10 protein-coding genes are annotated in these 12277 nt (G+C 68.5%); 7 read left to right on the plus strand and 3 right to left on the minus strand.

From position 1 onward, the window contains the following. Nucleotides 1-9 precede the first annotated feature (9 nt). Nucleotides 10-699: a cysteine hydrolase family protein gene (locus Q344_RS0101375; protein WP_028285062.1), complete on the minus strand. Its 690-nt coding sequence runs from the start codon at nt 697-699 to the stop codon at nt 10-12. A gap of 636 nt (nt 700-1335) precedes the next feature. On the opposite strand from Q344_RS0101375, the gene Q344_RS22855 reads away from it, so the two are divergent. From Q344_RS22855 to Q344_RS0101400, 5 genes are all read left to right on the plus strand, one after another. After that, complete coding sequence (locus tag Q344_RS22855) at nt 1336-2754, plus strand: MFS transporter (protein WP_051630194.1); 1419 nt, start codon at nt 1336-1338, stop codon at nt 2752-2754. A gap of 178 nt (nt 2755-2932) precedes the next feature. After that, entirely contained in the window at nt 2933-4036 is a 1104-nt protein-coding gene (gene rutA / locus Q344_RS0101385) for a pyrimidine utilization protein A (RefSeq protein WP_028285063.1), read from the plus strand. Nucleotides 4037-4091: 55 nt separating this feature from the next. Then, complete coding sequence (gene rutA / locus Q344_RS0101390) at nt 4092-5210, plus strand: pyrimidine utilization protein A (RefSeq protein WP_028285064.1); 1119 nt, start codon at nt 4092-4094, stop codon at nt 5208-5210. Between the two features lie 63 nt (nt 5211-5273). After that, entirely contained in the window at nt 5274-6359 is a 1086-nt protein-coding gene (gene rutA / locus Q344_RS0101395; RefSeq protein ID WP_028285065.1) for a pyrimidine utilization protein A, read from the plus strand. 36 nt (nt 6360-6395) lie between these two features. Beyond that, nucleotides 6396-7703 carry an amidase gene (locus Q344_RS0101400; protein ID WP_028285066.1) on the plus strand — a complete coding sequence of 436 codons (1308 nt, stop codon included), beginning with the start codon at nt 6396-6398 and terminating at the stop codon, nt 7701-7703. A 126-nt stretch (nt 7704-7829) separates the two neighbouring features. Here the strand turns inward: Q344_RS0101400 and Q344_RS0101405 are convergent, their stop codons facing one another. Beyond that, nucleotides 7830-8333 carry a flavin reductase family protein gene (locus Q344_RS0101405; RefSeq protein ID WP_036538172.1) on the minus strand — a complete coding sequence of 168 codons (504 nt, stop codon included), beginning with the start codon at nt 8331-8333 and terminating at the stop codon, nt 7830-7832. A gap of 189 nt (nt 8334-8522) precedes the next feature. Here Q344_RS0101405 and Q344_RS0101410 point away from each other — a divergent pair, with 189 nt between their 5' ends. After that, nucleotides 8523-9704, plus strand: coding sequence for an alpha-D-ribose 1-methylphosphonate 5-triphosphate diphosphatase (locus Q344_RS0101410; protein WP_028285068.1), 1182 nt, complete (start codon nt 8523-8525; stop codon nt 9702-9704). 742 nt (nt 9705-10446) lie between these two features. Here Q344_RS0101410 and Q344_RS0101415 read toward each other — a convergent pair. Beyond that, nucleotides 10447-10659, minus strand: a complete 213-nt coding sequence (locus tag Q344_RS0101415) for a DUF1127 domain-containing protein (protein ID WP_244881783.1) — start codon at nt 10657-10659, stop codon at nt 10447-10449. A 246-nt stretch (nt 10660-10905) separates the two neighbouring features. On the opposite strand from Q344_RS0101415, the gene Q344_RS0101420 reads away from it, so the two are divergent. After that, the gene (locus Q344_RS0101420; protein ID WP_028285070.1) at nt 10906-11985 is read left to right on the plus strand and encodes an Mrp/NBP35 family ATP-binding protein; all 1080 of its coding nucleotides are present in this window, start codon (nt 10906-10908) and stop codon (nt 11983-11985) included. Nucleotides 11986-12277: the final 292 nt, after the last annotated feature.

Here is a 12277-nt window from a genome sequence, read left to right on the forward strand (position 1 = left end):
GGCGGCCGCTCAGGCGGTGGCGAGCTTGGCGGGCGCGGGCGCGCCGATGATCGAGAGCGCCTCGGCCTCGTCGATCACGTTGCAGATCTTGAACTGCATGTCGAAGAGGGCGGCGGCGTGGCTCATCTCGATCCGGTCGAAGACGCCCTCCTCGACGACGCTCATCCTGAAGCCCGCGCCCGCGCCGTCGACGCAGGTGGCGCGCACGCAGCCCGAGGTGGAATTGCCGACGACGATCAGCCCGTCGATTTGCAGTTCGTTCAGGATGAGGGGCAGGTTCGTGTAGGCGAAGCAGCTCGGGGTCTGTTTCTCGACCAGGATGTCGCCCGCTTGCATGGCGACCTCGGCCGGGACCTCGGAACGGGGGTCGGTCTCGGAGAAGACGCCTTCCTTCGCGCGCGCCATGCCGGTGTATCCATGGAAGATGTGCTTGGAGTAGATCACCGGCATCCCGACCTCGCGCGCGGCGGCGAGGAGGCGTTGCTGCACCGGGATCGCCTTCCAGGCATGGGGCCCGCAGGCGCCGGGATAGCGGTCGAGCTGCTCGTGGATCGGCATGTCCTCGCCGCAGGCGGTGACCTGCATGTCGATGACGAGGAGGGCGATGTTCTCGCCCGGGCCTGACGGCTCGCGGAGGTTGCGTTTCGCGATGACCTTCTTGTCGTCCTCGGTGAGGAATTTGTCCCAGACGCGCGCCATGGTGGTCTCCTTTTTGAAAGGTTTCACGGGGAGCGTAGGGGGTGGGGCCGCGGCGTGCCTAATGCAGAAAATTCGGATGGGGGGTGAGAAAAGGTCACCTCGGGCGGTGGGTTTGACGTGGCGCCGGGCCCTCCGCGCGAGGCGTCCTTCCGATTGAGCTTGTTGCCATGTCCGGAATCAAGCCCGAAGGGCGCCGGACAAGCGCCGGCCCGTCCGCACGGGCTGGCGCTTCGGTGACGTCGGCGCCGAGTGTCGGCATGAGAGCTGCCACGGCTGGCATAAAGCGCGAGGCTCGGAGATCCGGCCGCGCCATCCCACGGGCCGGCGCTTGTCCGGCTTGCGCCCGTGGGGAGGGGGCATGGTGTGCGCGAGCACGCTGCCAAGGGAAACGCTGCGCGCGATGCCACTGCCATGCGCCGCCCGCCAGTCCGGGACGGTAGGCCGGTCCTGAGCCCGGCCCACGGAAGGGGGAGGGGCCGAAGCGGCGGGGCGGTCGAGCGTCTTTCCCCCATGACCACCCCGCGGGGCGCTGAAATTTCCTCCTGCCCGGCCAAAACCTTTCTCTTTTGACCCTCGCCTCCTCGCCCGAGCAAACAGGCGCTGCCGGATACCCCCGGTGACAGCGACGGAGAGCCCATGTCCCAGGACCTCACCGGCGGACGCCAGATCGCCATTGCCTGCGTGATCGCCTGCGCCTTTCTCATGCAGGGGATCGACACGACCCTCCTGACCATCGCCATTCCGACCATCGCGCCGGATCTCGGGGTCTCCTCGCTCATGATGCATTTCGCGGTAACGGCCTACCTGCTGGGCCTCGCCGTCTTCATGCCGGTCTCGGGCTGGTTCGCCGACCGGTTCGGATCCCGCCGGGTCTTCGCCGCGGCGATCACCGTCTTCGTCCTGGGCTCGGTGCTCGCGGGCCTCTCGCCGACCCTGTCGGCCATGGTCGCGGCCCGCCTGTTGCAGGGGTTCGGGGGCGCGCTGATGACCCCGGTGGGCCGGCTCATCGTGCTCAGGACCTTCGGACCGGATCGGGTGCTCGACGGGATGACGTGGCTCACGATCCCGGTGCTGATCGGCCCGCTCCTCGGGCCCCTGATGGGCGCGATCATCGTCACCTCCTTCGACTGGCGCTGGATCTTCTTCGTCAACGTCCCGCTCTGCGCCCTGACCCTCGCGCTGACCCGCTGGCTGATCCCCTACGAGCCCGCGCCGGGCGCCGGGCGCTTCGACTGGGGCGGTTTCGCGCTCGCGGGCCTCGCGCTTGTCCTCTTCCAGCTCGCGGTCGAACACCTGGGCCACCCGCTCTTCGCCGGGGCCTTCGGTACGCTCTTCCTGCTGGGCGCGGCGCTGGCGGTCTTCCAGCTCTACCGCCGCCATGCCCGCCGCCATCCGTCCCCGGCCCTGGACCTGAGGCTCTTCCGGCTGCGCCCCTTCGCGACCGGCGTGATCGCGGGCGGGATCGGCCGGGTGGGGCTCAACTCGCTCGCCTTCCTGCTGCCGGTGATGTTCCAGCTCGGCATGGGCATGTCGCCGATCCGGGCGGGGGTCTATGCCTCGGCGGCGGCCCTCGGCGCCTTCGCGGCGAAGCCGCTCCTGCGGCGGATGATCCGGACCTTCGGCTATGCCGCCGTGATCTCCTGCCTCGCGGTGGCGGGCTCGCTCCTGCTGGCGGGCTTCGCGCTGTTCGATCCGGCGATGGCGGGGCTGATCGTTGCGCCCTACGTCGTGGCCTCGGGCGCGGTCAAAACGATGCATTTCAATGCAGTCAACACGCTGACCTATTCCGGCGTCCCGGCGCCCGAGCTCAGCCGGTCGGTGGCCACGGCGGGGGTGTTCCAGCAGCTTTCCATGGGGCTCGGCATCTCGCTCGGGGCGGCCTTCCTGGCGCTTGTCTCGGGCGGGGCGGAAGCCCTGACCATGCGCGATTTCTCCTTGGTTTTCCTGATCATGGCGGTGATCCCGCTGCTCTCTCTCCCGGTGCTCGCGCGGCTTGGGCAGGAGGCGGGGCGCGTGGCGGCGAAGGCGCCCGAGCCCGAGCCCGCCCGGGCCTGAGCGTGCCGCGCCGCGGCGAGATGAGAAAAACTCACCCCGGCGTCAGGAATTAGTCTTTTGCCACGCGCCGCCGACCTGCCGAGACTGAAGCGGCAAGAACTGCGGCACGACCTCCGGGACGCGCATGCGTCTGATCCCTCGGCGCGACCCGGACCGCCCCCTCAAGGAGACCTATCCCATGACCCAGATCGGCGTTTTCATTCCCATCGGAAGCCGGGGCTGGCTGATTTCGACCACCTCGCCGAAGACCATGCCGAGCTTCGATCTCAACCGGACCATCGTCCAGCGCGCCGAGCATTACGGGCTCGATTTCGCGCTCTCGATGATCAAGCTGCGCGGCTACAACGGCCCGTCGGAATACTGGGTCCACAATCTCGAGAGCTTCACGCTGATGGCCGGCATCGCCGCCGTCACCAAGCGGATCCAGCTCTTCGCCTCCACCGCGATCCTGACCCTGCCGCCGGCGCTGACCGCCCGGATGGCGACGACGATCGACTCGATCGCGCCGGGCCGCTTCGGGGTGAACATCGTGACCGGCTGGCAGCCGAAGGAATACCAGCAGATGGGGATCGAGCTCACCCAGGAGCATTTCGCCAACCGCTACGATTACGCCGCCGAATACGTGACCGTGATGCAGGACCTCTGGACGAAGGGCGTGTCGGACTTCCAGGGCAGGTACTTCCAGATGGACGATTGCAAGCTCTCGCCGCAGCCCTCGGCGCATATCCCGATCGTGGGGGCGGGGCAGTCCGAGAAGGGGATGGAGTTCGTCGCCAAGCACGGGGATTTCAACTTCGTGGGCGCGGGCGGTCCGGGCAAGGACATCAACGTGACGGACGGGCTGCGCGAGACCGTCGGCCGGGTCGAGGCCGCGGCGCAGAAGTTCGGCCGCGATACGGGGGCCTTCACGCTCCTGATGGTGATCGCCGACCGGACCGAGGAGATGGCCTGGGCCAAGTGGGAGCACTACAAGACCGGCACCGATATCGAGGCGTTGGAATGGCAGGCCATGCAGGCCGGTGCCGATACGGTCGCCAAGGAGGGCTCCACCGCCGCGGGGCTCAAGCGCGGTATCCAGAACCCGCAGCCGACGGGGCTTTTGAAGCTGATCGGCTCCTACGAACAGGTCGCCCAGATGCTGGACGAGATCGCGGGCACCCCGGGGCTCAAGGGCATCATGCTGACCTTCGACGATTTCGTCGTCGGCATCGAGCAGTTCGGCGAACACATCCAGCCGCTGATGAGATCGCGCCAGCCGAAGCTGCTGGCGGCGGCCGAGTGACCCCCGCCGCCCGGACCCCGGGCGGTCCCTCCCATGCCATGGAAGGCAGAGACAGATGACCAAGATCGGTGTTTTCGTTCCCATCGGGTCGCGCGGGTGGTTCATGTCGACCACCGCGCCCAAGACCGAACCCACCTTCGACCTGAACAAGACCATCGTGCAGCGGGCCGAGCATTACGGCATGGATTTCGCGCTGGCGATGGTGAAGTTCCGCGGCTTCGACGGGCCCTCGGAATACTGGGTCCGCAACCTCGAGCCCTTCACCCTGATGGCGGGCATCGCGGCGGTGACCTCGAAGATCAAGCTCTATGCCTCGATCCCGCTGCTGATCACGCCCCCGGCGCTCGCCGCGCGAATGGCGACGACCATCGATTCCATCGCGCCGGGCCGCTTCGGGGTGAACATCGTCACCGGCTGGCAGCCCAAGGAATACCAGCAGATGGGTCTCTGGCCCGGCGATGAGTGGTTCGCCAAGCGCTACGAATACGCGACCGAATACGTCACCGTCATGAAGGAGCTCTGGGAGACCGGCGTCTCGAACTTCAGGGGAGAATTCTTCCAGATGGACGATTGCAAGCTCAGCCCGCAACCGTCGAGCAAGATCGAGATCGTCTCGGCCAACTCCTCGGACCGCGGCATGCAGTTCGTGGCCGAGCACGCCGATTACAATTTCGTCGGCGCCGGGCAGGGGATCAACCAGGTCGACCTTTCGGGCGATCCCGCCGCCCGCCTGATGGCCGCGGCCGACAAGACCGGCCGGGACGTGGGGGCCTATACCCTCGTCACCGTGATCGCCGCGCCGACCGACGAGATGGCCTTTGCCAAGTGGGACCATTACCGCGCGGGCACCGATATGGAGGCCATCGCCTGGGCCAAGGGCCAGTCCGGCGCGGACACCAAGGCCGCCGAGAATTCGACCGCCGGGCGCATCGCGCGCAATGCCGAGGCGCAGCTGAAGGACCCGTCGAAGGCGATGCCGAACGGCGGCTTCAAGCTGATCGGCTCCTACGAGAAGGTCGCCGAGATGCTCGACCAGATCGGCTCCACCCCCGGCATCAAGGGCATCATGCTGATCTTCGACGATTTCATCGCCGGGATCGAACAATTCGGCGAGCATATCCAGCCGCTGATGAAGACCCGCAACGCACCCGCGCTTGCCACCGCCGCCGCGTAGGCGCCATCGCCACGGCCGCCCCTGAGAGCGGCCGGGCCCATCCACACAAGGGGAGTTCCACAGATGCAAATGGGCGTATTCATCCCGATCGGGAACAACGGCTGGCTGATCTCGAAATCCAGCCCGCAATACATGCCGAGCTTCGAGCTCAACAAGCTGATCGTGCAGAAGGCCGAGGGCTACGGGCTCGACTTCGCGCTCTCGATGATCAAGCTGCGCGGCTTCGGCGGCGAGACGGAGTTCTGGGACCACAACCTCGAGAGCTTCACGCTGATGTCGGCGCTGGCCGCGGTGACGACGAAGATCAAGCTCTTCGCCTCGACCGCGATCCTGACCCTGCCGCCGGCGATCGTCGCGCGGATGGCCTCGACCATCTCCTCGGTCGCGCCGGGGCGCTTCGGGATCAACGTCGTGACCGGCTGGGCCAAGGGGGAATACACCCAGATGGGGATCTGGCCCGGCGACGATTACTTCGGCCACCGCTACGATTACGCCAGCGAATACGTGCAGGTGATGAAGGAGCTCTGGGCGGACGGCGCGTCCGACTTCAAGGGCGAGTTCTTCCGGATGGAGGATTGCAGGCTCTCCCCCGCGCCCGAGGGCAAGGTCGAGATCGTGGCCGCCGGCCAGTCCGACCGGGGGATGGAATTCGCCGCCGCCTACACGGATTATTCCTTCGTTCTGGGCTCGGGCGTCAACACGCCCAAGGCCTTCGCGCCGACCTGCGAGCGGCTGGTCGCGGCGGCCGAGACGACCGGGCGGGACGTGGGGGCCTATGTCCTCTTCATGGTCATCGCGGACGAGACCGACGAGGCGGCCATGGCGAAATGGCACGATTACCACGACAATGCCGACCAGGAGGCGCTCTCCTACATGGGGGTCGAGGGCTCGGCGGATACATCGGCGGGCGAGAACTCCACCGCAAAGTCGATCAATCTTCCCGAGGGGGCGGTGAACTTCAACATGGGGACCATCGTCGGCTCCTACGAGAGCGTCGCGAAGATGCTCGACGAGGCGGCGAGCGTGCCGGGCGTGAAGGGCATCATGATGACCTTCGACGATTTCGTGATCGGGATGGACCAGTTCGGCCAGCGCATCCAGCCGCTGATGCAAAGCCGCGCCGAGGCCGCGGCCTCCGTCGCCGCCTGAAGGGCAGGGCCGGGCATTGCGCCCGGCCGTATGAGCATGGACATCGCCGCCTCCCCGTCGCCCGCCACGCTGACCGCCAGCGAGGCGCGCCGCCAGATCCGCGCCGGGGGGCTGACGCCTCTGGCCCTGACGCAGGCCTGCCTCGCCCGGATCGCCGGGCGCGACCGGGCGGTCCGCGCCTGGATCACCGTGAACCCCGCCGTGGAAGCGCAGGCGGCGGCGGTCGTCGCGGAGGACCCGCGCCCGCTCGCCGGGATCCCGGTGGGGATCAAGGACATGATCGAGACGGCGGAGCTGCCGACCACGCACAACTCGCCGCTCTACGGGACCAACCGCCCCGCCAACGATGCGCCCTGCGTCGAGATCCTCAAGGCCGCGGGGGCGCTGGTGCTGGGCAAGCTCGACACCTCCGAATTCGCCGCCGGGGGGCGGCACGCGGCGACGGTGAACCCGCATGACCTGACGCGGATCCCCGGGGGCTCGTCCTCGGGCTCCGCCGCGGCGGTGGCGGACGGGCATGTGCCCCTGGCCCTGGGGACGCAGACCGGAGGCTCGACGATCCGCCCTGCCGCCTATTGCGGGGTGACGGCGCTGAAACCCTCATGGGGGTTGATCTCGACCGAAGGGGTGAAACGCTACGCGGTGAGCTTCGACACGGTGGGTCTGTTCGCCCGCGCGGTGGAGGACCTCCAGCTGCTGGCCGACGTCTTCAACCTGCCCGAGGCGCCCGCGGCCGCGCCGGGGCGGCTGCGGCTGGGGCTTTGCCGGACACCCTATTTCGACCGGGCGGAGCCCGAGACGGTGGCGATGTTCGACCAACTCGAGGGTCTGCTGGCCCCCGTGGCCGACCTCGTGCCCTTCGAGGCGCCGGAGGGATTCGGGGAGGCCGACGAGCTCCACCGCTGCGTGATGCATTGCGAGGGGGCGGCGGCGTTCCTGAACCTCGTCCGGACGCGGGGCACCCTGCTGCATGACGATTTCCACGACCGGGTGGAGCTTCGGAACGGCTATACCCAGCGTCAGCACTACGAAGCCTACGACCGGCTCGCCCTGATGCGGATCGCGCTGGAGAAACGGATGGCGGGAGTGGACGCGGTGCTCGCGCCCTCCGCGCCCGGCTACGCGCCGCAATATGTCGAAGGGGTCCGGCCGCGCGAGAACCCGCTCTTCAACGCCTGCTGGACGGCGATGCAGGTGCCGGTGCTGAACCTGCCGGTGATGGGTCCGGGGGACCACCTGCCTCTGGGCGTCTCGGTGATCGGCCCGCGGGCCGAGGACCGGCGGGTGCTGGCGATCGGCGCACGGCTCGCGGGGCTGCTGGACCGGCGGGGCGCGGCGGGATGACCCTCACCCCGGGTCGCCGGGCCGGCGCTTCGCCGGCTTTGCGGGGAGGATGGTGGGCCAATGGCGCATCCTGCGGCAGGTATCGCCGTGGAAGGGGATGCGAACTGGTGCGGGGCCCGGCTGACCTCAATCGCTCAGGAACTTGCCCCGGAAGAACACCAGCGGCGCGCCGTCGCCGGCGGCCTTCACGCCCTTCACGGTCCCGATCACCAGCGCCACGTTGCCGCGGTCGACGACCTGGTCGACCTCGCAATCGAACACGCCGAGCGCCGCGCCGTAGACCGGCGCCCCGGTCGCGAGCGTGTCCCATTCACCCTCGACGAACCGCGCCGCGCGGTCCTCGTCGGTCTTGCCGCCGAAGGCCCGTGCCAGCGCCGCCGTCCCTTCGGGCAGGAAATTCACCGCGAAGCCGCCGCTCTCGAGGATGCCCTCGAGCGCCGAGGTCTTCTTGTCGACCGAGACCACCATCGTGGGAGGGGACGCGCAGACATGGGCCGCCGAGAGGCCGAGGAAGCCGTTCGGCCCCTCGGCGCCCGCGGTGGTGACCACGGTCGCCCCGATCGCGCGCTCGCCGAGCGTGCGCCAGAAGGCTCCGATGTCGATGGCGTCTCCGGTGGCGTCCAGGCTCATGGCGGGTCTCCTTCTGCGACGCCCCAGATCTAGCAGAGCGCCCCGCGCCCCGCACGAAAGGAAAGCTCAGGCCGGGGCGGTAGTTTTCCTCCTGTCATCAAAGCTTCGCAGGAGCCGTCGCGGTTTCCGCTCGACCTTCCGCCGCCGGAGCGCGATGGTGCGGCCCGTGCCGGACAAGGAGACGTCGCGATGTGGTTCAGCAATTTCCGCGTGGTGCGCGCCGATCGCGTGATCCCGAACGGTGCCCTCCGCGTCGAGGGCGGCCGGATCGCCGAGATCCGCGAGACGCCCGTCGCGGGCGCGGAGATCGAGGGCGACGGCCTGCTTCTGATGCCCGGTTTCGTCGACATGCACGGCGACATGATCGAGCGCGAGGTCGAGCCGCGGCCGGGGGTGAAGATGCCGATGGAGCTCGGGCTCCGCGATCTCGACCGGCGGCTCAAGGTGGCGGGCGTGACGACAGGCTACGCCGCGGTGAGCTTCAACCCGCAATCGCTGCATGGCCACCTGCGCTCGCACGCCCATTCGAGCGAGATGCTCCGCGCGCTCAAGCGGATGGGGGGCGAGCTTAAGGTCGATCACCGGGTCCATGCGCGGTTCGAGGTCAATTATCCCAACGGCCTTTCCGTGGTCGAGGCGTTGATCGCGGAAGGGACGGTGGACCTTCTGTCGCTCACCGACCACACGCCGGGGCAGGGGCAATACCGCGACATCGAGGCGCTGGCGGCAAAGATCGCCACCTCCGAAGGCCTTGCGCCCGACGACGCCGCGCATCGCGTGCAGGAGCGGATTGCCGAGAGGCGCGCGGCGGGCGGCGATACGGAGGCGACCATCGCGCAGATCGCGGAAGTCTGCGCGCGGCACGGGATCGCGCTGGCCAGCCATGACGACGATACGGCGGAAAAGGTCGCGTTGATGCAGGCCATGGGCGCGGTGATCTCGGAATTCCCGGTGACGCTCGAGGCCGCGGCGGCCGCGAAGGAGGCGGGCCTCCTGACCGCCATGGGCGCGCCGAACGCGCTGCGGGGAGAGAGCTATTCCGGCAACCTCTCGGCGCGCGAGGCCCATGCGGCGGGGCTGCTCGACATCCTCGCCTCCGATTACCACCCCTCGGCCATCCTGCCGGCGGTGCTGATCCTGGGGCGCACGGATCCGGGCGGTCTGGCCGGCGCGGTGCGGCTGGCCAGCGCGAACCCGGCGCGGGCGCTCGGGCTCCTCGACCGGGGCGAGATCGCGCCGGGCCTGCGGGCGGATCTGGTGGTGGCGGATGACACCGGCGTCGGGCATGTGCGCGCGACGTTCCGGGAGGGCCGGGCGATCTTCTCCGACGGCTCGGTGGCCGAACGGGTTCGGACCGAAGGCGCCGTCTGACCGCGCCGCCGACGGCACACACTTAACCATGACGACGATGACCGTCGCGCCGCCCGCGGGACGCGCGCGCGCGCCTCTGCGCATCGCAAACTCATGTCCGGAAAAGAAAAAACGGCGACGCCAGGGAGGAGGAGAGGCGCCGCCGTTCATTTCACGACCGCCCAGGGAGGAGGAGAGGGCGACCGATTGTCTGCAAGTGTCCGGCGGTGCCAGGGAGGAGGAGAGGCACCGCCGGTCTTGCAATCGCCGGCCCAGGGAGGAGGAGAGGACCGGCGAAACTCGTGCGGCATGACCCGGCCGCTCGGGAGGGAAAGCACCCGGCGGCGCCAGGGAGGAGGAGAGGCGCCGCCGGACTTTCATCCATCGGCCCAGGGAGGAGGAGAGGACCGATGAAACTCTGCGGGGCGTGACCCTGCCCCGGGGATGAGGTGCCGACGACGCCAGGGAGGAGGAGAGGCGTCGTCGGCGATAATCACCGGCCCAGGGAGGAGGAGAGGGCCGGCGAAACTGGTGCGGCCTGACCCGGCCGCCGGGGTCGAAAGTCTCCGGCGGTGCCAGGGAGGAGGAGAGGCACCGCCGGACTTTCATCCGCCGGCCCAGGGAGGAGGAGAGGACCGGCGAAACTTCGGAGCATTAACCCCGCTTCGGGGAGAAGGTTGCGGCGACACCAGGGAGGAGGAGAGGTGTCGCCGCGAAGTCACAGATGGCCCAGGGAGGAGGAGAGGGCCATCTGATCCCGTAATCACATCGAGCGGTAAGCCTGCTCGTAGGCGAGCGAACGGATCATGGTCCGGTTCGCGCCGAAGTCGCGCAGTTCACGGTCGGAGAGCATGGAGAGCTCGGAAACCGTCTTGCGGTAGGCGGCGTAGCGGGTGAAGCGTTCGCCGATGGTATCTGCGAGCCGGGCGAAGAAACCGCGGGTTTCGGTTGCGCCGGCGTGGGTGTCGGTCATCATGGCCATTGTCGTCGTGCCTTTCGTCGTCTTGCGATGCCGCGGCGGTCCGTGTCATCGCTTCGTCTGTTGGGTCTAATTTACGCTTATGCTGCAGCTGCACAATGGCCGCCTTGGCAATGCTGCTATGCAGCAAGTGCATATGAAATGTTGACCTAACGGTAGTTGAAAACATTGGATTTTTCCGATTTCGTTCGGAAACCGCCCGGTGTTTGACCACCTGAACCGCAAAACGCCCACTGAGGATGCATGACAATGGAAGCCGACAGAATTTACGCCGCGTTACGGAATCTGAAGCTTCCCGATGGGGGCGACCTGGTCGCGCGCGACATGGTCCGGGCGATGCGAGTCGAGGGCGGTGACGTGAGATTCGTCATCGAGGCCCCGAATCCCGACATCGCCAGACAGATGGAACCGCTGCGCCAGGCCGCCGAGGCCGTGGTGAAGCAGATCGAGGGTGTGAGTTCGGTGCAGGTCGCGCTCACCGCCCATGGCCCCGCCGCGGCCCCGCCGAAGGCGCCGCCCCAGGGCATGAAGTTCGGCGGCCATCCGACGCCGCAGGCCGGACCGATGCGCCCCGCGGGTGTCGACAGGATTCTCGCCGTGGCCTCCGGCAAGGGCGGGGTCGGCAAATCCACCGTCTCGGCCAACCTCGCGGTGGCGCTGGCGAAGCAGGGCCGGCGGGTCGGCCTGCTCGACGCCGACATATACGGACCCTCCCAGCCCCGGATGATGGGCGTCTCCAAACGCCCCGCCTCGCCGGACGGCAAGACGATCGAGCCGCTGCATGCGCATGGCGTCACCATGATGTCCGTGGGGCTCATGGTCGACGAGGGCAAGGCGGTGATCTGGCGCGGGCCGATGCTCATGGGCGCGCTCCAGCAGATGCTGGGGCAGGTCGCCTGGGGCGAGCTCGACGTGCTGATCGTCGACCTGCCGCCGGGGACGGGGGACGTGCAGCTCACGCTCTGCCAGCGGGCGGCGATGACGGGCGCGCTCGTCGTCTCCACCCCGCAGGACGTGGCGCTTCTGGATGCGCGCAAGGCGATCGACATGTTCAACACGCTCAAGACCCCGGTGCTGGGGCTGATCGAGAACATGTCGACCTTCATCTGCCCGAACTGCGGTCACGAGAGCCACCCCTTCGGCCATGGCGGTGTCGCGAAGGAAGCGGAGGCGATCGGCGTGCCCTTCCTGGGCGAACTGCCCCTCGACCTCGACACGCGGCTCGCCGGGGACAGCGGCACGCCGATCGCCACGGGCGACGGGCCGATGGCGCAGGCCTATGCCGCGCTGGCCGACCGGCTGGTGAAAGGCGGGATGGCCTGATGGCCCTGGTCCTCCGCCGCGCCGTGGCGGGGGACCAGTCCGCTCTCTCTATACTATAGCTCCGCTCGAAGGCGCATCGGCGCCGCCGACGCAGGCGAGGCGGGACACTGCCTCTCCTTCGGTGCCCGCCGGGGTGGGAGAGGTCCCCGCCGGCGACATCCGGGCCGCGTCCTGACGTTTCTCCTGACGGATCCTGCCGGAACCGGCGCTCTGCCGGGATTTCATGGGACCGGGGCCGGGAATTTGGCCCGCGCATGGGAATTTGCACCACTCAGGGCGCGGTGCGCCCTGT

Source organism: Pseudooceanicola nanhaiensis DSM 18065 (genome assembly GCF_000688295.1).
Classification (GTDB): domain Bacteria; phylum Pseudomonadota; class Alphaproteobacteria; order Rhodobacterales; family Rhodobacteraceae; genus Pseudooceanicola; species Pseudooceanicola nanhaiensis.